This window comes from Haemophilus parainfluenzae (genome assembly GCF_014931275.1).
GTDB lineage: Bacteria > Pseudomonadota > Gammaproteobacteria > Enterobacterales > Pasteurellaceae > Haemophilus_D.
Window position 1 is genome coordinate 1683498 of record NZ_CP063110.1, and the last position, 21269, is coordinate 1704766.

A 21269-nucleotide genomic window follows, 5' to 3' on the forward strand; every position below is an offset into this window, starting at 1 on the left:
AATATTGTCTGTTTTATCCTATTAAATGGTCAAACTATGAATTATTTTTTTACTTTCCTGCTTCAAGCACTTTTACCTTTTTCATTATTGCTCGGTGTTTATCACAGTAAACAATCCACTGTAAGTGCAAAAAAAATAATTTGGCTTAGCCTATTCGGTTTTATTGCCGGTATCGCACTTCGCCTTAGTTTACCTGCGGGACAAATCACCAATTTAATCGTCAATGCGGTAATATTGGTGCTATTGATTATCTTTGCCTTATGTTTAATTTTCGGCAAAGGTCGCTTACCTGCCTTTTGGCAAACTGTATTAATGCTCATCGCAGGAAGCTTCTGGGCAAAAGATCCTAACATTACAGCCCTCGTTTCTACTGATGTTATCAATACCGATTCGATCTTACATATAAGTGCGGTCATTTTTGCCTTTGTTTTTTGTTTATGCTTACAAGGCTGGATCGATTTACTTCTAAAACAAGCGGTAAAAACACAACAAAAATCAACCGCACTTTTAAAAGGTGCCATTAGCCTTCTCTTAGTTTGCTTGCTTGTTCCACTTATCGGTGAAGTCTTATTAATTTTAATGAAACTTCAGGTGCTTGAGCTTACCAAGCCTCGTTTAAGTTTTGTTGCGAAATCAGGCGAAATCACTCGCTGGTTAAATTACATCTGTGCAGCCTTACTCTTCGTTATACTTGCCATCTTTTACGGCAAAATTCATTTATCACGCAAGCAACAAGTTAATGTCACACAAGAACCCATTGAAAAACGCCAAAAATTAGCTGCATTACGTACGTCCTCTCACCTACTCGGTTGGGGATATTTAGCTTTAGCAATTATTTTTGCTACACAACTTTATTGGGAACAAATTGCTTCTCGTCCACCACAACTTTCAGAAGCAATTCCTCTGACTTTAGATGAAAAGCAACAAGTGCATATTCCAATTGAACAAGTAAAAGATGGCAAATTACACCGTTTTGTCTGGATTGCTGATGACGGTAAAGCCGTGCGTTTCTTTGTTATTAATCGTCAACCGGATAAATTGAGTCTAGCCGCAGTATTTGATGCCTGCTTGCTTTGTGGTGACCAAGGCTATGTCATGGAAGGTAACCAGGTCGTTTGCGTGGGCTGCGGCGTACATATGTTTATTCCATCTATTGGTAAACCGGGTGGCTGTAATCCTGTACCGATTGAAGATTGGCAACAAACTGAGACTGAAATTCTCATTAATCGAACCGGCTTAGAAGAAGGGCTGAATTTATTTAGCACAATTGTTGAAATCGATGTAAAAGATCCGATTAGTGGCACCCAAATGAAAAACACTAAAACGGAGCACAAATACAATTATGAAGGTAAAACTTACTTCTTTGAAAGCGAGAAAAACCTCGATTTATTCCGTGATAACCCTGAAAAATATTTAGGTAAGGGGGAATAATGCTAGCAAGAATGTTATTCCAATCTTGGCGTTTTAGCATAAAACGTAAGTTTTTAGCAGTGGTAACTATTTTCTTGGCGGCTGGATTAGTCTCTGCGCTATTAGCTGTTTCTATTGATATCGGCGACAAGATGGCGAAAGAGCTGAAATCTTATGGTGCTAATATTTTGGTTGAGCCTGCAAGCAATGCAGCCTTGCCTGGCGAACTCAGTCATAACACTGATTTAAGCAGCCAAGATTTCCTTGATGAAAAAGAACTGCCGAATATTAAAGATATTTTTTGGCGAAATAACATCGTGGGATTCGCTCCATTGTTAAGTGCAAATGTAAAAGCAGAAATTCTTTCTGCAAAAACGCATGAAAAATCGACCGCACTTGAACAAATTAATGTGCTTGGTACATTTTTCGATCACAACATTCCTGTACCAGATGAAGATGATTTCCATACTGGCCAAAAAATTATTAGTCCTTATTGGCATGTTGAAGGGGAATGGGTCAATGACCTTGAAACGCCTGAAGGTGAATTTATTCCTGCTCTCATTGGTGAACAATTAGCACAACGAACTGCTTTAAAACAAGGCGATAAGATCAAGCTCCACTATCAAAATGATAAACTTGATAATCAAAGTGCGGTTGAAATTACCGGTATTTTATCTACAGGTGGTGCTGAAGATAATCAATTAGTCATGCCACTCAGTGCTGTACAAAAATTACTGGGTTTAGAAGGGAAAATTCAATCAGTTAAAGTCTCTGCGCTTACCGTGCCTGAAAATGACCTTTCTCGTAAAGCGCGAGCCAATACTGATGCGTTAGATGCCGAAGAGTACGATCGTTGGTATTGTACGGCTTATGTTTCTTCTATTTCACATCAGTTAGAAGAAGCCATTTCTGGTGCTATTGTTCGCCCAATTTGGCAAGTCGCAGCGTCAGAAGGGGTCGTCATTGGTAAAATCCAGTTATTGCTTGCTGTCGTTACTCTCGCTGCTTTAATCGCGGCAGCCATGGGGATTGCCTCATTAATGAGTACAGGGATCATTGAGCGCTCAAAAGAAATTGGTCTAATGAAAGCCTTAGGGGCATATCAATGGCAAATCGCTTTATTATTTTATTGCGAAGCCATTATCAGTGCCTTAATTGGTGGCACTCTTGGTTGTATTGCAGGTTGGGGCTTAGCAAGATTTATTGGCTCTGCGCTATTTGGCGTGCCACTGAGTTTTGCTTGGATTGTAATCCCTTGCGTATTGATGCTGTCTATTTTAATTGCTGTGGTGGGCACTTGGTTCCCAGCCCATCGTATTGCCAAACTTTACCCTGTGGAGGTGCTGTATGGCCGCCAATAAAAGTATGTTTTGGCGTTTAATCTTCCAAGCATTACGCCTACGTTTACAACGGGTATTTATTATCTTCTCTGCATTGACTGTCGGTGCGTCTATTGTAACCGCAATGGCAGCAGTATATTTCGATATTAATACCAAAATGAGCCAAGAGCTCCGTACTTTTGGGGCAAACTTTTACATCGGTGCGGCTAATGGTGGTTTGATGAAAGAGCGCCAATTAAAGCAAATTCTTCATCATGCACCGGATAATTTCATCACAGCAGGCAGCCCTTATTTATATGGCGTTGCGCGAAGTGATTTAGAAAAAATTGTCATTATGGGCGTGTGGTTTGAAGATATGCGTGTTCTCGCGCCTTATTGGCAAATTACCGGTTCAGCTATTAATGTGAATTTTGACGATCGCAATGCCATGATTGGTAAAACCTTAGCTGAACGCCTTAATTTAGGTGTTGGAAGTAAATTAACTCTGTCTAAAAATGCGGTCGAAAAACATGAATTCACGATAAAAGGTATTGTTGAGGCGGGTGATGCCACAGACAATATGTTAATCGTCAGCTTAGAATTTGCACAAAGCTGGTTAGATAAAGAAGGATTGGCAAACAACGCCTTGCTCAATGTCAAAAATGAACAAGGTAACGTCGCACAATTTGCGCAAGACATTATGCAACGCCAACCCGATCTAACAGCTCGCCCAATTCGAAAAGTCTCAGCGTCTGAAGGGCAGATTTTAGATAAAATCAAAGGATTGATGGGCTTAATCTCATTAGTCATTTTGATTCTCGCCACCCTTTGTGTGAATACCACATTGATTGCTATTGTTGGTGAGCGAGCAAAAGAATTTGCACTGCAAAAAGCCTTAGGTGCAAAACAAAGTGACATCATTAAGCAAATTAGTACCGAAATTCTGATCATTGCACTTTGCGCAATTGTTGCGGGACTGATTCTCGGCTACATCTTGGCACAATTACTTGGATTAACCGTATTCAAATCTTATATTGATATGCGTCTGCCAGTTATTCCAATTACTATCGTCTTATCGTTATTGGTTGCCTTTATTGCGGTGATTGTACCAACCAAACGGGCTTTAAATATTCAAACCGCAAATGTGTTAAAAGGGGAATAAAATGAGTGAATTTGTGATTGAAACGCAACATTTATATAAACGATTCGGGCAAGTCACTGCTTTAGAAGATATTAATATTCAAATTCGTCAAGGTGAGTTTATTGCCATCATGGGTGCATCGGGTTCGGGTAAAACCACACTCATGAATATTCTAACTGGCTTAGATACCGCCAGTGAAGGTAAAGTGATTTTAGACGGCGTCGATGCAGCACAACTGGATGAAGTAGGTCGTCAACGTTTCCGAGCGGAAAAAATTGGTCTAGTCTTCCAACAATTCCATTTAATTCCTTATTTGACTGCACTTGAAAATGTAATGCTCGCACAGCACTATCACAGTGTGATTGATGAAGCGGCAGCTAAAGCAGTACTCGAACAAGTGGGATTGGGTCATCGTATTGATCACCGTCCAAGCCAACTTTCTGGGGGCGAACAACAACGGGTGTGTATTGCTCGTGCATTAGTGAACCAACCGCCTGTTATTTTTGCCGATGAACCTACGGGTAACCTTGACGAAAAAAATGAAGCGCTTGTACTGGATTTACTACAAGAATTAAATCGCCAAGGTAGAACCATCGTTATGGTTACACACAATCCTGAATTAGGTGAGTTAACCGATCGTGTTATTTATCTCCATCACGGAAAATTTGTAAAAGAGGAAATTCATGAAAAATAAATTCGTCAAACTACTTGCCATAAGTGCGGTCATTTTTGGCAGCGTTTCTTGTAAAGATGAAGTTGCTGCAATTGGTCAAAAAGCACCAGACATCGCTGCCTATGATTTACAAGGTAAAGAAGTGAAACTTGATGATTGGAAAGGCACTCGCTTACTGACATTCTGGTCTGAAACCTGTGGACGATGTGTCGCAGAATTAAAAGAATTCGAAAAATTAGCCGAAGCTAATCCAGATAAAGTTCAACTTATCGCCATTAATGTGGATGGAGATAAAGTGGATACCAAAGCCGTGGTCGCCAAACGTCAGCTTACGTTGCCAGTTATCAAAGACCAATTAAAAATCACAGCAGAACGCTATCAGCTTATCGGCACGCCAACAAGCTTTGTGATCACACCTGAAGGCAATATTCAGGCTAAATATGAAGGGGCGATTCCCGCAGAAGATTTAGATAAATTATTTAAAGGCTAGCCAAAATGCAAAAACGAATTTACTTACTCTCTACACTTTTACCCGTTTTAGGCTTTTTATTTGCCACACCCACACTTTCTGCCGAAGCTGACTTAGTGAAAGCTGAAAAGGTATATAAACGCTCTTGTGCTACTTGTCATGGGAAACAAGGCGAAAAACCAGCAATGGGTGAGTCAAAAATTATTAATCAACTAAAACCAGAAGAAATTTCAACCGCACTTTCAGAACGAAAAGCGGGAAATATTACTGGTGCAGGAAGCCCTGCAAAACAGCGTTTAAGTGAGCAAGATATTCATAATTTAAGTGAATATATTCAAACACTAAAATAGTTTTTGAAATTTTTTTAAACTAATTTTAAAATGTAAGGTCTTAGAAAGGGCTTAGTTTTTATAAGCTAAGAAATTTTTTATATATCAATAAAGGATTGTTTATGAACAAATTTACTAAAATCAGTGCAACTGCATTATTTGCATTATTCTTAACTGCTTGTGATAAACCAGCAGATAAACCAGCTCCAGCAAAAACTGAAACAACTCAGCCAGCACCAGAAGCTAAACAAGAAGCAGCAAAACCTGCTGAAGCAACGCCTGCTCAAGAACAAGCTGACTACAACAAATTACTTGAATGGAATGCAAGCCAAGCTCAAGCTCAAATGGCTGCACAACAAAAACTTCAATCTGATTTAACTGCTGCGGTTCAAGCAAAAGATGAGAAGAAAATTGAAGAAGCAATCAAAACTTTCAACAAAACTGTTGAAGATACTATTGCAAGCTTAGATAAATTAGAAGTTGCTTCACCTTCAGTGAAAAGCATCAAAGATCAAAATAAAGAAGTACTTGCATTATCAAGTGAATTATTAGTTGATCAATTAAACTTAGCAACTAAAGCACCAACTGAAGAACAAACTAAAGCTTATCAAGCTAAAGTTGAAAAACTACAAGCTGCAGTAGCTAAATTACAAAAAGACGGTGCTGATTTAGCACAAAAATTTGCACCTGCCGCACCAGCTGCTCCAGCTGCAAAATAATTAATCGTTGAAGATGAAAAAACCTTACTGTAACAGGTAAGGTTTTTTTATGCGCTTATTTTAGTATTTTACTTTTTAACACATCTACAAATCGTTCTGTTGCCCCTTCCCAACAATCTAAATATAACGCAGGTTCAATCAATTCTAATTCATTCAATAGAAATTGATTGTGAATAATCGTTCCATCTACTCGTGCATAGATAGGCATTTCTGGCAATTTATGTAAAACATGGCATGCTGTTTCAATGATATGGCTATCAACCTCAACAGGGATAATTTCAACTTTATATTGTGAATTCGCTCGCCATTCATTTTGAGGTGGCTGTCGGCGAATAGCATGACTAAATACACCATTGAAAAAAATCAAACTAGTTTCACCATTTGTCGCCACTTCAGGAATAAAGGGCTGTAACACAACTTGCTCACCATACGCAGAAAGATCAGGCAATACTTCACCTTGTTTGAGTTTTGTTACCAAATTACCACTCTGCCCTACAGCAGGTTTAATGACAAATTCAGGCCAATCTTGGCTTTCAAGTGCGGTCAAAATCTCAGATGTTTTTGTTGAACAAATAATGGTTGGGATAACATTGACACCCCAATTCTGTAAGTCACATAGATAGCCTTTATGGCTATTCCATAACATTAATTCCGCAGGATTGATGAATGCATTCTTATGCTGTTTAATCCATTGAGTAAATTCATCATAAAAATTTGCATAATCCCATGCGGCTAAAGGCAGAATAAAATGGCTCTGTAATGTTTCTTGCCAAGGTAAAAATTGAGTAGGAATACCTTGATCAGAAAGTTGTGTTTGAACAAGAATAAGATTTTGAGGAGCCGAAGGATAAGTTTTGCAAGTGGTGATTGTAAGCATAGTAAATAATAACGGATTTAAACATAAAGAAGATGCGCCAATCATCAAACTGGCGCATCGATTTCAATAATTATTTTACTTGAGCAAAATATTTTTCAAGACGACCTTTGTTCGTCATAGATTTTTTCTCAAGGTCTTTCACCACTTTCTCTGCTTGTTCTTTGTTTGGTAGATTATCACCCACTTGAATCACACCATTCATATTCATTGAACGGTGTACTGGGCAAGTATAAACATAAACACCTTCTTTATCTAAAGTGATCGTGAGTTCCTGATCTTCTTCAGATTGGAATTTTTGTGCACCTTCAGGAATCGCTTTACTGTGTACAAAGTGGCTTTTATTTTCCGGACGAAATGTCACTGTATCACCTGGTTGTACTTTTAAATAACCCGGTTCAAAAACCATTGAGCCTTCACTGTTTGAATTCAACATTTTGATGTCATGATGAGCGGCTTGAGCAGCAAAACTTAAACCTAATAATGCTGCAAGTGCGATTTTCTTCATTTTCATTTCCTTCTAAGAATGTGCTGATTTACGTTGTGGACGAACCACCGGCAAACCGGCACTACATTGCAATAATTCAACGTTTACACGATATAAACGATTAATGGTTTCTACTTGTAAAACATGATGCGCATTGCCCACGCCTTGTACTTTACCTTCACCAAGTAAAATCAACTCATCTGAAAATTGAGCAGCAAGACTTAAATCATGTAATACCATTATAGTAATCAGATTTTTCTGTTTCGTATAGGTGTAAACTTCTTCTAATAGATTAAGCTGATGATGCATATCTAACGCACTAACCGGCTCGTCCAACATTAAAATCTGTGGCTCACGTAATAAAACCTGAGCAAACATCACCATTTGACGTTGTCCACCACTGAGATTCAGAATATCACGATGGGCTAAATGACCAATGCCTAATTGTGCCATAATACTTGCTGCTTCAGTGAGAAGCTCATCGCTCACTCGCATCGTTAGACTATCCATTCGTCCCAAAAGGACAACTTCAAGTGCGGTCAAGCTTGCATCTACTCGGCTATCTTGAGGCATATAGCCAATTGGTTTACGCCAATCTGCTAACTTCGTCCGTTCTAGCTGTTTGCCTTGATAGGTAATCATTCCTTCATGTGGTAATTCACCAAAAATGGTTTTCAGCATGGAGGATTTTCCCGTGCCGTTTGGCCCAAGCACCGTGTAAACTTTACCTTCTTCAAAACGGACATTAATGTGATCAGCAACGGTGAGATCACCTCGTTTTACCGTAAGATTCTTTAATTCTAACATTATTGTCCCCTCTTATTATTTAAAATAATCCAAAAGAAGAAAGGCACCCCAATAAACGAGGTAACAATCCCCACTGGGAACAATGCTCCAGGGATAATAACTTTGGATAATACCGAAGAAAGGGATAAGAATGCCGCACCGACTAACATTGCGCCCGGTAAGAAGAAACGTTGATCTTCACCAAGTAACATGCGAGCAACATGTGGTGCAACTAAGCCGATAAAGCCAATCACGCCAACGAAACTAATTGCTGTCGCCGTCATCATTGCGACAAGAACTAAAACCTTAATACGTAATACTTGCAAATTGATACCAAGACTTGCTGCACGATCTTCACCTAAACGAAGTGCGGTCAATTTCCAAAGCTCTTTTGAAAGTAATGCTACGCATATCGTCGTCACAACAGTAATGATGACTAAGCTTTGCCACGTGGCCTTATTTAAGCTACCAAATAGCCAAAAAAGAATTTGCTGCGAGACTTCGGGAGCCGAAATAAATTGTACTAATGAGAGTAAGGATTGGAAAATAAAGAGCAATGCAATCCCTACCAGTACGAGCATTTCAGAATTAAAACGACGTTTAGACGCAAACAAGAAAAGAATCCCAGACGCGAGCATGGTCATGACAAACGCACCAATTGGCACTGCAATTTGTACCGGTAAACCAAAACTTCCGAAAGCAATCACAACAGAAGCCCCAAAACCTGCTGCTGCAGCGAGTCCTAATGTATAAGGACTTGCCATAGGGTTATTTAATAAGGTTTGGATCTCTGCCCCACCTACAGCCAGTGTTGCCCCGACTACAAGCGCCATCACTGCCATCGGTAAACGTAAATTATGCACAATATTGTTAGTCATTTTATCGACTTCACCGATACCGAATAACGCATTCACAACTTCAGATACCGATAGCATCGCTGGGCCTGTCATCACGTCGAGAATAAGACTGACCACGCCAATCACAAGAAAAGATAAAATAACAAACCAGCGTTTGCGTTCAAGCTTACGCTGGTTAGCCACAATATCTGCTACAACAGAATTGTTTTTCATTAATTAACGTTTCCTTTATTTGGTTTCAGGGAAAAGATAAATCGTACCTTCCGGGGTAACCGGTAAGTAGTTTTTATAGAAGTTTAAGTAAGTTTGTTGCGGATCTAAATCTTTAAACAGATCAGGATAAGCGGCTTTAGCTACAAACTGAACTGAAGCACTGTCTGATAGAGTACGAGAGTTCGCATGATAGGCTGCGTAAACACGGTTGTTTTTCACTGCCGGTAATTCAGCCCAACCTGCACGATGTTTAAATGCGTTTAAACGACGTTCTGCTTCCGCTTTTTCAATACCAAAGCCCATTACCATACCGTCTTGATTTTTCTTCAATTCAGTTTCACGGCCTGTAATAATAATCGCATCTGGTTTCGCGGCTAATACTTTTTCAGCAGCTAATGTACCCCATTTACCAATTTCTGCAGGAGCAACGTTTTCTGCGCCTACAAGGCTAATCATAGAGCCCCACATGCTTGAGAAGAATGTCATCCCTTGTTCAGCAGGGCCACCACGACCGAACTCTACATACACTTTCGGTTGTTTTGCTAATTTTGCATTTTTAACCGTAGTCTGGATATGTTCAACAATGTCTTTGTATTCTTTCGCAATTTTTGCTGCGCGATCTTTCTGACCGGTTAATTCGCCAATAATTTCAGTAGATTTAATGTGCTTATCTAAGGTTTGAGCATTGTAATCTAATACAACAATTGGAATACCCGCTTCATTGATAGCATCTAAATCAGATCCTAGCATTTCGTACTGCCAATCAGCTAAGACTAAAAGATCAGGTTTTAATGAAAGCACTTTTTCCACAGAGAATGTGCCCTCCTCTACTTCACCCACATCATCTAGTTGATTCAATTTTGGCACAGCTTTACTAAATAACTCCCAGCTAGCTGGTGCCCAAGAAGACCATACTTTCTTAGAAAAACCGACAACGTTATCTAACGCTTTATCACCACCAACTGCCATATAATCTTGGTAATAGAAACCAAGTACCACGCGTTTTGCCGGTAAATCTACAGTGACTTCACGATCAAGTATATCTTTTACTTTCACGGGATCAGCATTGGCAAAACCTGCACTTAAACCAAGAATAGTGGCAATCGCTAAAGTTGAAAAACGTTTTTTCATAAGAAAAATCTCCTGAGTAAAATTAAACAATTCAAAATGATAATAATTATCGGTGAAAATAATAACGAAAACGATTGCTAAATTCAACTCAGGCGCTTAATTATTCTTCGTAAGCTTCGTCAGTTAACGTTTTTAAGAATGCCTCTAACGCATTAATCTCTTCATCTGTTAGCGGTTTTGCTTTTAAAACATCAGGATTAATGGTTTGAGCATATTCGGCTTTATCCCACGCTTTTCCTGTTTCAGGATTAATTTTACGATTAGGATTATTGAAACTGTCTTTAAATAGTAAAACGGTTTTTAAATCGCGGAAAACACCGTTATGCATATAAGGTGCTGTGACACTAATGTTACGCAATGTTGGCACTTTAAATTTACCTTTTTGCTTTTCATCGCCTTTCACCATTGGGTTATCCAACAATCCATTATCCACATAATCAGCTGGGAGTTTATTCAACTTAATTAACGCTTGGTTACTTGGCACGCCGATATTGTAATAGCGATAATTCGTAAAGGTTTCTTTTGCTGAATTCGCTTCACTTGACTGGTGGCAGTTACTGCAGTTTGTTCGTGTTTTATCGAAAAATAATACCTTACCTTCCGCTTCAAGTGCGGTCAATTCTGCTTCACCTTTTAGAGTGCGATCATATTTTGAAGAGAATTGCGCAAATAATTCATGCTTTTCGAACTCCGCAATGGCTTTTTCCATAATGGCATAGATTTTGTCGGTATCTGCCCAAATGCTTTCACCATAAATAGCCGTAATTGCCTTGTAATAAATTGAATTCGCTTTTAAACGTTCGACAATCGATTTTTTATCTGGCATACCCATTTCTACAGGATTAACCGGTGGACCACCTGCTTGCTCGGCTAAATCTTTTGCACGACCATCCCAGAATTGTCCACCCATATAATCTTGAATTTTTTCATCAAAATGAAAATCTGGTGAAAACATCGCATAAAGTGCCGTGTTGGCATTTCGATTGCCATGAAGATGCGGATTATCCCCCTCAGAGATCATTTGATTTGCCGAATTTTTACGTTGATCCACAAAGGCGGTACCCGGGTTGTGACAAGTTGAACAGCTTTGTGTTTTATTAAAAGAAAGCGATTTATCAAAAAACAGAACTTCGCCCAAGCCTTGATAATTCAATTCTTTTTCCTTAGCTTGATCAGCTAAGGCATAATTGCTCTGCATCAAGGGTGCAAACAATAAAATTGAAAGCCATTTTTTTTGCATCATGTTCTCCAAATATTCAAATTATAGATAAAAAATAATCCAACAAAGCTTTGTTGGATTATAAAAGGAAAATAATTTTCTACAAGCCGGTTGCCATCTTAATGCGATCAGCAAACATTCCAATGCTCACGCCAAAATAGTTTGATTTATTCCAATCTAAAATTGTGCGGTAGTTATTGGAGACCAAGAATGCACGCCCAACTTCTTTATCAGGACGAACTAACCAAAGATCGGCTTGCGAAAGTGCGGTCAATTTATCTTGTTCTTGTTGGCTGAAACTTGCTAAGGTGATACCTTTAGACTGCCAATCACTTAATGAACGTGCTTTGTTCTTCTCAATACCAGACAGCGATAAATCTAATGGTTGATTTAATGTGACTTCAACGCCCCAAGGCAATTTGTTATCCCAACCCACAGTGTGAAGATAATTTGCAATTGAAGCAAACGCATCAAATTGGTTATTCCAGATATCCTTCACGCCATCATTATTACCATCTGCTGCATAATTCAAGAATGCACTTGGCATAAATTGAGTTTGTCCCATTGCGCCCGCCCAAGAACCTAACATTCTGTGGCGTTGAATATGATCACGTTCTAACATTTTCATCGCATTCACAAATTCTTTACTGAATAAGGCTTCACGTCTGCCATCAAAGGCTAATGTGGCTAAAGCTGAAAGTACATCATAGCTACCTTGGTAGTGACCAAAGCTACTTTCCATACCCCATAGGGCAAGGATGTATTCCTGTTGAACACCATAACGTTGGCTTGCTTGTTGTAATGGCGCTTGTACTTCCCAATAACGCTCTTCGGCAATATCCACTTTATTTTGAGTCAGTACTTTATTCAGATAATTGGTTGTGCCGTTTGGATTGGGTAACTGTGGTTGATCTGAATTACGCTTGCTTCTACCCGCTTGGGCACGATCTAAATCCACCGCCTTTTGCATATATTGAATATTATTTTGTGTATTCAATACAGAAGCAGACACGCCTTCAGCTGCTGCTTTACCTTTTAAGAACTGCACGTAATCATTAAAGTTATCTAAGGTTCTAGGCTTGCTGTAAACAGCGTTACTACTTACCGATGGAATACTTTTTGTTGATGATGTTGTTGTACTGCTTGAACAACCCACTAATAAAAGTGCGGTCGATAACGCAGTCATTTTTAACGTTGAGATTAAATTCATTTCTTTTCCTTTTTTAATTATCAAAATATCGCATTATTTGCGTAAAAATTGGTTATAAACGGCTTTCAATAATGAGGTTGGTAATAAGCGAGAACCTGAACGCAAGGCAAAGGTGAATAAGCCAGAAAATAAGCCTTGAATACCTAAGCGATGTTTCAATTTAAATAAACGCCATTCTGCTTTCGCTTGGTTTAAACCACGACGACGCCCTACCATACCATTGCCTACGCGGGCATAAACTAAAATATCCGGCAAGTTTGCCACTTTTTGACCTTGTGCTACAAGCTTAATCCACAGGTAATAATCTTCCTGTAAATCTTCATATCCACCACAATTAATAACCGCACTTTTTTGATACGCCACCGTCATGTGATTGAACGGACAACGTTTTTGCGTAAATTTAACGATATCTTGAGCATCAGTCGGTACATTACGATATGCCACGATGTCTTGAATATTCTCACCAAACTCAGCAATCTGCCCACCGAAAATAATCGTATCTGGATGCTGCTCAATAAACGCCACTTGTTTTGCAAAACGCTCAGGCACACAAATATCATCGGTATCCATACGGAAGACCCAATCGTGTGAACAATGTTTTAATCCTTCATTGAGCGCTTTGCCTAAGCCTAAGTTCTTTGGCAACTTCACTAAGTTTAAGGGTAATTTGGTTTCGAATTCAGAAACCACGGCTTCCAATTCTGGCGTTACCGCACCATCAAACACCAACACAATCTCATCTGCTGGATGGGTTTGAGCCACTAAACTTTCAAAACATTCTCTTAAATATTGTGGATTTTCCTTAATGTATAAGGACATTAAAACTGAAAATTTCATACTTCTCTATCTAATAAGTTATCTACATAAATCGTTTCAAATTAATTGCCAATTTAGGTGAAATTAAAACCACAAAGGCAATGACTAGCTGCTTAATACTTTTCGTTAATTTAAAAATTTCAAAATAGTAAAAAGCGGCTTTACGGGATAAATTCATTATATGTGGGTAAGCCAACATATATTGTGCGTTGATGGCAAAATTCTTTTCTTGCTCTGCCGTTTTCACATAATTTTCACGGATATAATCAATCGCTTTTTGCGTATTAGTCGTATCCGTTGATACGCTAGAACGCTTAGTATGGAACGTACAATAAGTTAATGGTTCTGCTACTTTGCACGCTTTAAACGTTGGATCTTGCACAAGTTTCAGCAAGAAATCATAGTCTTCCAATGAACGAAGTGCGGTTGATAATCCGCCGATTTTTAAAAACAGATCTTTTTTCACCCCAATCATCGGCATACCACCGATTTTATTCGCCAGTAAAATTCGCTCTACGCTAATCTCTTGTGGCTCAATTGGGTTGGTCACATAGCTAAAGCCTTCATTGACCATTTCACATTTTGCAGGATGATAAACAAAGTTAACATCGGCATGCTCTGCAATCACATCGGCTAATGTCTGACATTTATCATTTGCAAAACGATCGTCATCATCAAGGAATAACAACCAATCATTATCGGCATTTCTTGCCCCGATATTACGACTTTCTGCGGCGCCTTGATTAGTTTCGTTACGAATCACTTTAACTGCAAATGGATAAGATTGTGTCACTTCAACGGGTTCTTTCGAGCAATCATCCACAATCACCACATCAAAATTATAAGTGGTTTGCTTGGTTAAACTTTCCAATAACGCAGGAATTTCTTCTTTCCGATTATAAGAAGGCACGATGATACTAAACATCTTTCGGCTCCTTTTGTTTAAATAAAATAAGTTGTTTACCGTGAGTGCCAAAAAGCGATAAGAACATCAGCATGACAAACATAATACCAGGGAAAGCAAAGGTGTCTGCTTTGATGTTACAAAATGCCAAAATCACAAAGGCAGAAAGGATAAATTTCCAGCTGCCATCAAACCAATTTAAGGCGACTTTGCGTACAAAATAGAATGTCACGGCAAAACACACTAAAGCATAAGACACGCCACCATAAAGAATTTGGCGTAAGAAACCGGAATCCGTATGACCATAATAACGGCCAACTTCCAACTGCCCTGTCATATACATGCCATCGCCATAAATAAACTGTTTAAGCGTTGGCATGAACAGGTGGTTTTTCATCAAGGTATCCGTTGACGAACTGACAAATCCTGCACCGTGTAATAAATTGATCACCGGTTCTAAAGCATGTGCCACATAAGGATTTTCTGGTAAGAAATACGCCAATAACAAGACCAAAATAGCAAATGCAATGAGTGATGGAACATAACGCCATTTGAAATACACTAAAATGCTCACAACCGATAACAGAAGGAATGTACGTCCTGAAATTAATCCGATACATAGCATAAAAAACACTAAAATACTTGGAAGTGTATTATGTTTAGCGTTGTAAGCCAGTAAGAAATGCAACAGCATCAAATAGAATAAACTCAATTGGAAAAAAGCGGTTGCGGTGATGTTATATAAGCGATATTCCTGCTCTGAACCATAAAAACGGGCAGGTAACACCGCATTGGTCGAAAGCAAGAAATCGATCATAAATGATGCGCCGAGCAAGCCAATGATGCCCACTACAAATTGCACCACAACACCAATTTGTAAATCTCTCACGACTCGTTGTTGTCCGTTTGCATTGGCATAAAAGGCATTATAAAGTCCCACACCTAATAAGAATAAAATCAATTCCTTTACATACATGGTGATAACAGAAAGATCTTTTGTGTCATTAAGCAATAACGGAATCACACTGAAAACAATCAATCCGCCTAAAACAGCAAGACTGTCTAAAGGCAAAATGATGCCTTGTGGTTTCTGCTTTTTAATGTACTGATAAGCCAAAACAACCAGTGCAGCCAAGCCCGCGACGAATGACATTCGTACGACATGGAACAGCCAAGGATCATAAAGGTAAAAAAGGTTAAAAAGTACGGTCATTTTTTATGTTATTTTCCTAAATTCTTTTTCACCGCTAAGATTTTTTTGAGCGGATATTTAATTAATTTCTTCACTAAATTATTGGATTTTGAACCGCGAATCGCTTCCAAATTACTCACTAATTGTGGATTTTCAATGGCCACAAGCGGACGAACTACATTGTTATTAATATGGAATTGGGTTTCAAATAATAAGAAATCATCAGCCAGCCAAAACGGTTTTTCTTGTTCGATCTGTCTTAAAAATGCACGTGCCGCTGATTTTTTAATTAAGTATGCTACCGTACCCGCAAAATAACTTTTATATGGATAAGCCACGGTGACATCACCCACTGTTTGACGTAAAAATGAGAAGGTTGTCGGATAATTAATTTCCAATTCCACATCATCAAATTCCGCAATTTTTGACTGCCCGATTAATACAATATCTGCATCACATTTTTCGGTTAAAAGTGCGGTTGTGTTTGGCGATAAATTAGCATTAAATAACGCATCATCTTCACAGACTAAAGCATAGTCATTTTCCGCCACATTTTGATCTTCTACGATCTGGCGATAAACCGCTAAATGGCTTAATGTACAACCAATTTCGCCTTTTGTGACGTTGCGTCCATAATACTGTTCAAACTTCGTTGGATTGAACACTTCTGCCAATTCTTCCCATTCTTTTTGCATGGTATTAATCGCTGAAAATACAGCAAAATCAGCGGTATCTGGTTGAGCAAAAAACAGCTCACGACGCTGAACATCTTTATCTAGTGAAATCAAATATTTATTCATAATTATCTCAATTTAGTTTTTGCGTTATTTTGATTGCAACAAACGAAAATAGTTGCAAATTATACTAAAGAAATAGTCTGTTGGCATTGCTTTTAGCTCAGAGACAAAAAACAACAAAAAAATAACCGCACTTTAATTGCTTAAAGCGCGGTTAATCCTAAATATGTTTTTCTTTCAATTAGAAAATTGAAACTGCTAAACCAACTACAACACTTAAAGAAAGTACTACTGTTAGCATCGCGTAACCAAAATCACCCATTTTAATTTCCCACTTGTTTAGTTAAAGATAACCCATTCTAACAATAAAGTACGTTTTTTCAAAAATTTTTTATAATTTGCTTAACCTATTTGGTGACAGTCTTTATAATGGGAAAAATTCTCTAGAGGCAAAATTATGGCAACAATTAAAGATGTCGCGAAAATGGCTGGTGTTTCCACCACCACAGTTTCCCATGTAATTAATAAAACCCGTTTTGTAGCAAAGGAAACCGAAGAGGCAGTGATGCAAGCCATTAAAAGCTTGAAATACTCACCTAGTGCTGTTGCGCGTAGTTTGAAAGTCAATACGACAAAATCTATTGGGATGATTGTGACCACCAGTGAATCCCCTTATTTTGCTGAAATCATTCATGCCGTTGAAGATCATTGTTATCGTCAAGGTTATTCACTTTTTTTGTGTAATACACAAAATGATCCTGAAAAAATTAAAAATCACGTCGACATGCTTGCCAAAAAACGCGTAGATGGTTTATTGGTGATGTGTTCTGAATATACGCAACATTCACTTGATGTGCTTTCAGGTTTCTCTTCCGTACCTATGGTGGTAATGGATTGGGGCCCTAATGTGGATACCGATATCATTGAAGATAACAGCTTTACGGGCGGTTATATTGCGACTAAGCATTTAATTGATTGTGGTCATAAAGCCATTGGTCTTATTGCGGGGGAATTGGATAAAACTACCGCAAGAACCCGTTATGAAGGTTTTGTGAAAGCCATGAATGAAGCCAATCTACCAATTCATGAAAATTGGATTATGGAAGGTTTCTTTGAGCCAGAAGACGGTTACGAGTGCATGAACAAGATCCTTTCACAAGACAGCCTACCTACTGCAGTCTTCTGCTGTAATGACGTGATGGCATTAGGTGCAATTTCTGCTATTACGGAAAAAGGTTTGCGCGTACCTGATGATATCTCGATTATTGGCTATGATAATATTCACTCATCACGTTTCTATGCACCGCCACTCACAACGATTCACCAATCGAAGTCGCGCTTAGGTGCACAGGCAGTGAATCTCTTATTTGAACGTATTGCGAATAAAGATAACGACAATCACGAAAAACATCGTATTGCGATCCATCCAGAATTGGTACTACGAAAATCAGTTCGTACACTTGCATAAACATTAAATTTTTTGACTGCACTTTAAATTTTATCTAAAAAAGTGCGGTCTTTTTTTTACTTATTTTCAGCTTTTTTGATTTAATGCAAGTTTTCGACGTATAGCATTTGATCCAGATACATATTTTTGGTTATATCTCTCCTGGTTTTATTTTATTTTTTCTTTATCGGAGTTTATATGACTGATGAGTATCGCACTCTCCGCCATAATATTAATATGTTAGGGCGTTTTCTTGGAGAAACCATCAATGATGCACAAGGCGAAGACATTCTTACCTTGATTGAAAATGTTCGACAATTGTCCAAACAATCTCGAGCGGGCGATAGCCAAGCACGTAAAACATTGTTGGATACCCTTTCCACCATTTCTAACGAAAACATTATTCCCGTTGCGCGTGCATTCAGCCATTTTCTTAATCTGACGAATATCGCTGAACAATACCAAACGGTCTCTCGCCAACATAAAGATTTACAATCCTCTAATCGTTCATTAAGTGCTTTATTTCAACGTTTAAAAGCGCAAAATGCCTCAAAAGAAGAGGTTTACAAAACCGTTGAAAACTTGCTTATTGAGCTTGTATTAACGGCACACCCAACCGAAACTACACGTCGTTCTTTAGTCCATAAACACGTTGAGATCAATAAATGTTTAAGCAAATTAGAGCACGATGACTTAACACCGAAAGAACGCGGCATTATTGAACGTCTGTTGCTTCGTTTAATTGCTGAAGCTTGGCATACTAATGAAATCCGTACTGTTCGCCCTACCCCATTCGATGAAGCCAAATGGGGCTACGCCATGATTGAAAATAGCCTATGGCAAGGGGTACCGGAATTCTTACGTCAATTAAATGAACATGCCCGTAGCTTCTTAGGTTATGATTTACCTGTGGGCTTACGCCCTGTCAGAATTTCTTCTTGGATGGGCGGTGACCGTGATGGTAACCCATTTGTTACTTCAAAAATTACTCAGCAAGTCCTCTATCTTGCTCGTTGGAAAGCAGCAGATTTATTCTTAAATGACATCAAATCCCTTGCCGATGAATTATCTATGGTGAAATGCACGTCAGAATTTACTGCAAAATATGGTGAGCATTTAGAGCCTTATCGTTTTGTGGTCAAAGAACTTCGTGCAAAACTTATCGCGACCCTTGATTACTTTGAAGATTGCATGACTAATCGTCCACCACGCGTAAGCCAAGCGGATATCATTATGGAAGATAATCAACTTTGGGAACCGCTCTATGATTGCTATCAATCATTAATGGCGTGTGGCATGCGGATTATCGCCAATGGTTCATTATTGGATATTTTGCATCGCATTCGCTGTTTTGGTGTCACGCTTTCACAAATGGATATCCGTCAAGAAAGCACGCGTCATACAGATGCTATCGCAGAAATTACACGTTATCTTGGTATTGGCGATTATGCACAATGGAGCGAAGCAGAAAAACAATCTTTCTTGGTACGTGAATTAAATTCTCGCCGTCCATTAATTCCAACCCATTGGGAGCCGTCTGCAGAAACCCAAGAAATTTTAGAGACTTGCAAAGTCATTGCCCAACAAAAACAAGGCGTAATTGCTTGCTATATTATTTCAATGGCAAGAAGTGCCTCTGATGTACTCGCCGTGCATTTATTATTAAAAGAAGCGGGCGTGGCTTATCACATTCCTGTTGTGCCACTTTTTGAAACCTTAGATGACTTAGATGCCTCTGAAGGTGTCATGCGTCAATTGTTTAATATTGGTTGGTATCGTGGGGTGATTAATAATCATCAAATGGTGATGATTGGTTATTCTGATTCAGCTAAAGATGCGGGCATGATGGCGGCATCATGGGCACAATATCGTGCACAAGAAGCATTAGTCAATTTAACCGAAGAACTGGGTATTGAACTCACTTTATTCCATGGTCGTGGTGGTACAATCGGTCGTGGTGGCGCGCCTGCACATGCGGCATTACTTTCCCAACCTCCGCGCTCACTCAAAAATGGTTTACGTGTGACTGAACAAGGGGAAATGATCCGCTTTAAACTTGGTTTACCCGAAGTTGCGGTTGAAACCTTTGATCTTTACGCGAGTGCAATTTTAGAAGCAAACTTACTTCCACCACCAGAACCAAAAGCAGAATGGCGTGCTGTGATGGATGAGCTTTCCGCTACTTCATGTGACATTTACCGTAGTGTTGTTCGTGGTGATAAAGACTTCGTACCTTATTTCCGTAGTGCCACACCAGAACAAGAACTGTCTAAACTGCCACTTGGATCTCGCCCTGCAAAACGTAATCCAAATGGTGGCGTAGAAAGCTTACGTGCCATTCCATGGATTTTTGCTTGGATGCAAAACCGCTTAATGCTACCGGCATGGCTGGGTGCGGGTGCGGCAATTCAAAAAATTGTAGATGAAGGCAAAGGTCATATTATTGAAGAAATGTGTAAAGCGTGGCCATTCTTCTCTACTCGTGTGGGCATGTTGGAAATGGTCTTCAGTAAAACCGATACTTGGCTTTCTGAACAATATGATCACAACTTAGTGAAAAAAGAGCTTTGGTACTTAGGTGAAAATCTGCGTAATCAACTGAATGCAGATATTAAAACCGTGCTTTCGCTTTCTCACAAAGATGAATTAATGGCAGACTTGCCATGGATCGCCGATTCTATTGCGTTACGTAATGTTTATACGGATCCGCTCAATCTCCTTCAAGTAGAATTGCTCCGTCGTTTCCGTGAATCGCCTGAAAACCCAAGCCCTGATGTCGAACAAGCCCTGATGATTACTATCACAGGTATTGCCGCAGGTATGCGAAATACGGGCTAGTTACGGCAACTAAAAATAAGTGCGGTCAAAAATAATGATAAATTTGGCCGTACTTTTTGTTTTCTATTTCTTGCGGTATCATACGCGCAATTTACTTGATGAAGGAAAACCCAATGACAACTGATATTCAAAAACTCGATCCCGATGCAGCGATTGATCTTGCTTATGATATTTTCTTAGAAATGGCAGGCGAAAATCTCGATCCCGCTGATATTATGCTATTCAATCTGCAATTTGAAGATCGTGGTGCGGTCGAGTTTGTCGAAACAGCAGACGATTGGGAACAAGAAATTGGGGTGTTAATCGATCCTGACGCTTTTGCTGAAGTTTGGGTGGGTTTAGTGAATGATAAAGATGAAATGGATGATGTGTTTGCAAAATTCTTAATTTCACATCGAGAAGAAGATCGCGAATTCCACGTTATTTGGAAAAAATAATCACTCTTCTCTCTATATCAATTTACAAACTAAAACCGGTTTAATTAAAAATTAAACCGGT

The 21269-nt window shown here is 39.0% G+C and carries 21 protein-coding genes; 10 read left to right on the forward strand and 11 right to left on the reverse strand.

Going from position 1 to position 21269, the window contains the following annotated elements:
- The first annotated feature begins 36 nt into the window (after window positions 1-36).
- From INQ00_RS08165 to INQ00_RS08195, 7 genes are all read left to right on the forward strand, one after another.
- Window positions 37-1431: a Fe-S-containing protein gene (locus tag INQ00_RS08165; RefSeq protein ID WP_197546755.1), complete on the forward strand. Its 1395-nt coding sequence runs from the start codon at window positions 37-39 to the stop codon at window positions 1429-1431.
- Entirely contained in the window at window positions 1431-2771 is a 1341-nt protein-coding gene (locus tag INQ00_RS08170; protein WP_197546756.1) for an ABC transporter permease, read from the forward strand. The genes INQ00_RS08165 and INQ00_RS08170 overlap by 1 nt, the downstream gene beginning before the upstream one ends.
- Window positions 2758-3891 (forward strand): ABC transporter permease, encoded by a 1134-nt coding sequence (locus INQ00_RS08175; protein WP_197546757.1) that lies wholly within the window; start codon window positions 2758-2760, stop codon window positions 3889-3891. The genes INQ00_RS08170 and INQ00_RS08175 overlap by 14 nt, the downstream gene beginning before the upstream one ends.
- Window position 3892: 1 nt before the next feature.
- The gene (locus tag INQ00_RS08180) at window positions 3893-4564 is read left to right on the forward strand and encodes an ABC transporter ATP-binding protein (RefSeq protein WP_178162252.1); all 672 of its coding nucleotides are present in this window, start codon (window positions 3893-3895) and stop codon (window positions 4562-4564) included.
- Complete coding sequence (locus INQ00_RS08185) at window positions 4554-5033, forward strand: TlpA family protein disulfide reductase (RefSeq protein WP_070590733.1); 480 nt, start codon at window positions 4554-4556, stop codon at window positions 5031-5033. The genes INQ00_RS08180 and INQ00_RS08185 overlap by 11 nt, the downstream gene beginning before the upstream one ends.
- Window positions 5034-5038: 5 nt before the next feature.
- Complete coding sequence (locus INQ00_RS08190) at window positions 5039-5362, forward strand: c-type cytochrome (RefSeq protein ID WP_197546758.1); 324 nt, start codon at window positions 5039-5041, stop codon at window positions 5360-5362.
- Window positions 5363-5463: 101 nt separating this feature from the next.
- On the forward strand, window positions 5464-6060 hold the full coding sequence (locus tag INQ00_RS08195) for a PM1805 family lipoprotein (RefSeq protein WP_197542100.1): 597 nt from the start codon (window positions 5464-5466) through the stop codon (window positions 6058-6060).
- Window positions 6061-6115: 55 nt separating this feature from the next.
- Here the strand turns inward: INQ00_RS08195 and INQ00_RS08200 are convergent, their stop codons facing one another.
- From INQ00_RS08200 to INQ00_RS08250, 11 genes are all read right to left on the reverse strand, one after another.
- A complete protein-coding gene (locus tag INQ00_RS08200; protein ID WP_197546759.1) occupies window positions 6116-6937 on the reverse strand; it encodes an ATP-grasp domain-containing protein in 822 nt (273 codons plus the stop codon).
- Between the two features lie 70 nt (window positions 6938-7007).
- Window positions 7008-7442, reverse strand: a complete 435-nt coding sequence (locus tag INQ00_RS08205; RefSeq protein WP_049357412.1) for a pseudoazurin — start codon at window positions 7440-7442, stop codon at window positions 7008-7010.
- Between the two features lie 12 nt (window positions 7443-7454).
- The gene (locus INQ00_RS08210) at window positions 7455-8228 is read right to left on the reverse strand and encodes an ABC transporter ATP-binding protein (RefSeq protein WP_197546760.1); all 774 of its coding nucleotides are present in this window, start codon (window positions 8226-8228) and stop codon (window positions 7455-7457) included.
- Window positions 8228-9277 carry a FecCD family ABC transporter permease gene (locus INQ00_RS08215; RefSeq protein ID WP_197546761.1) on the reverse strand — a complete coding sequence of 350 codons (1050 nt, stop codon included), beginning with the start codon at window positions 9275-9277 and terminating at the stop codon, window positions 8228-8230. The genes INQ00_RS08210 and INQ00_RS08215 overlap by 1 nt, the downstream gene beginning before the upstream one ends.
- A 15-nt stretch (window positions 9278-9292) precedes the next feature.
- Window positions 9293-10408: an ABC transporter substrate-binding protein gene (locus tag INQ00_RS08220; protein ID WP_049369299.1), complete on the reverse strand. Its 1116-nt coding sequence runs from the start codon at window positions 10406-10408 to the stop codon at window positions 9293-9295.
- A 100-nt stretch (window positions 10409-10508) separates the two neighbouring features.
- A complete protein-coding gene (locus INQ00_RS08225; RefSeq protein WP_197547519.1) occupies window positions 10509-11648 on the reverse strand; it encodes a cytochrome-c peroxidase in 1140 nt (379 codons plus the stop codon).
- Window positions 11649-11727: 79 nt separating this feature from the next.
- Entirely contained in the window at window positions 11728-12837 is a 1110-nt protein-coding gene (locus INQ00_RS08230) for a lytic murein transglycosylase (RefSeq protein ID WP_197546762.1), read from the reverse strand.
- A 33-nt stretch (window positions 12838-12870) separates the two neighbouring features.
- On the reverse strand, window positions 12871-13674 hold the full coding sequence (locus tag INQ00_RS08235) for a glycosyltransferase family 2 protein (protein ID WP_049375063.1): 804 nt from the start codon (window positions 13672-13674) through the stop codon (window positions 12871-12873).
- Between the two features lie 22 nt (window positions 13675-13696).
- A complete protein-coding gene (locus INQ00_RS08240) occupies window positions 13697-14578 on the reverse strand; it encodes a glycosyltransferase family 2 protein (RefSeq protein WP_197546763.1) in 882 nt (293 codons plus the stop codon).
- A complete protein-coding gene (locus tag INQ00_RS08245) occupies window positions 14571-15770 on the reverse strand; it encodes a hypothetical protein (RefSeq protein ID WP_197546764.1) in 1200 nt (399 codons plus the stop codon). The genes INQ00_RS08240 and INQ00_RS08245 overlap by 8 nt, the downstream gene beginning before the upstream one ends.
- Before the next feature lie 8 nt (window positions 15771-15778).
- Window positions 15779-16549, reverse strand: a complete 771-nt coding sequence (locus INQ00_RS08250; protein ID WP_269473879.1) for a glycosyltransferase family 25 protein — start codon at window positions 16547-16549, stop codon at window positions 15779-15781.
- A gap of 394 nt (window positions 16550-16943) precedes the next feature.
- On the opposite strand from INQ00_RS08250, the gene purR reads away from it, so the two are divergent.
- The 3 genes from purR (at window position 16944) to INQ00_RS08265 (ending at window position 21208) form a co-directional block, all read left to right on the forward strand.
- Window positions 16944-17954, forward strand: coding sequence for an HTH-type transcriptional repressor PurR (gene purR / locus INQ00_RS08255; RefSeq protein ID WP_197546765.1), 1011 nt, complete (start codon window positions 16944-16946; stop codon window positions 17952-17954).
- A gap of 177 nt (window positions 17955-18131) precedes the next feature.
- The gene (gene ppc, locus INQ00_RS08260; protein WP_197546766.1) at window positions 18132-20771 is read left to right on the forward strand and encodes a phosphoenolpyruvate carboxylase; all 2640 of its coding nucleotides are present in this window, start codon (window positions 18132-18134) and stop codon (window positions 20769-20771) included.
- A 113-nt stretch (window positions 20772-20884) separates the two neighbouring features.
- On the forward strand, window positions 20885-21208 hold the full coding sequence (locus INQ00_RS08265; RefSeq protein WP_049385155.1) for an HI1450 family dsDNA-mimic protein: 324 nt from the start codon (window positions 20885-20887) through the stop codon (window positions 21206-21208).
- Window positions 21209-21269 lie beyond the last annotated feature (61 nt).

Coding starts and splice junctions, on each gene's coding strand:
- INQ00_RS08190 (WP_197546758.1), top strand. CDS start 5,039: ATGCAAAAACGAATTTACTTACTCTCTACACTTTTACCCGTTTTAGGC.
- ppc (WP_197546766.1), top strand. CDS start 18,132: ATGACTGATGAGTATCGCACTCTCCGCCATAATATTAATATGTTAGGG.
- INQ00_RS08210 (WP_197546760.1), bottom strand. CDS start 8,228: ATGTTAGAATTAAAGAATCTTACGGTAAAACGAGGTGATCTCACCGTT.
- INQ00_RS08200 (WP_197546759.1), bottom strand. CDS start 6,937: ATGCTTACAATCACCACTTGCAAAACTTATCCTTCGGCTCCTCAAAAT.
- INQ00_RS08245 (WP_197546764.1), bottom strand. CDS start 15,770: ATGACCGTACTTTTTAACCTTTTTTACCTTTATGATCCTTGGCTGTTC.
- INQ00_RS08220 (WP_049369299.1), bottom strand. CDS start 10,408: ATGAAAAAACGTTTTTCAACTTTAGCGATTGCCACTATTCTTGGTTTA.
- INQ00_RS08180 (WP_178162252.1), top strand. CDS start 3,893: ATGAGTGAATTTGTGATTGAAACGCAACATTTATATAAACGATTCGGG.
- INQ00_RS08230 (WP_197546762.1), bottom strand. CDS start 12,837: ATGAATTTAATCTCAACGTTAAAAATGACTGCGTTATCGACCGCACTT.
- INQ00_RS08185 (WP_070590733.1), top strand. CDS start 4,554: ATGAAAAATAAATTCGTCAAACTACTTGCCATAAGTGCGGTCATTTTT.
- INQ00_RS08240 (WP_197546763.1), bottom strand. CDS start 14,578: ATGTTTAGTATCATCGTGCCTTCTTATAATCGGAAAGAAGAAATTCCT.
- INQ00_RS08265 (WP_049385155.1), top strand. CDS start 20,885: ATGACAACTGATATTCAAAAACTCGATCCCGATGCAGCGATTGATCTT.
- INQ00_RS08225 (WP_197547519.1), bottom strand. CDS start 11,648: ATGCAAAAAAAATGGCTTTCAATTTTATTGTTTGCACCCTTGATGCAG.
- INQ00_RS08175 (WP_197546757.1), top strand. CDS start 2,758: ATGGCCGCCAATAAAAGTATGTTTTGGCGTTTAATCTTCCAAGCATTA.
- INQ00_RS08215 (WP_197546761.1), bottom strand. CDS start 9,277: ATGAAAAACAATTCTGTTGTAGCAGATATTGTGGCTAACCAGCGTAAG.
- INQ00_RS08195 (WP_197542100.1), top strand. CDS start 5,464: ATGAACAAATTTACTAAAATCAGTGCAACTGCATTATTTGCATTATTC.
- INQ00_RS08205 (WP_049357412.1), bottom strand. CDS start 7,442: ATGAAGAAAATCGCACTTGCAGCATTATTAGGTTTAAGTTTTGCTGCT.
- INQ00_RS08170 (WP_197546756.1), top strand. CDS start 1,431: ATGCTAGCAAGAATGTTATTCCAATCTTGGCGTTTTAGCATAAAACGT.
- INQ00_RS08235 (WP_049375063.1), bottom strand. CDS start 13,674: ATGAAATTTTCAGTTTTAATGTCCTTATACATTAAGGAAAATCCACAA.
- INQ00_RS08165 (WP_197546755.1), top strand. CDS start 37: ATGAATTATTTTTTTACTTTCCTGCTTCAAGCACTTTTACCTTTTTCA.
- purR (WP_197546765.1), top strand. CDS start 16,944: ATGGCAACAATTAAAGATGTCGCGAAAATGGCTGGTGTTTCCACCACC.
- INQ00_RS08250 (WP_269473879.1), bottom strand. CDS start 16,549: ATGAATAAATATTTGATTTCACTAGATAAAGATGTTCAGCGTCGTGAG.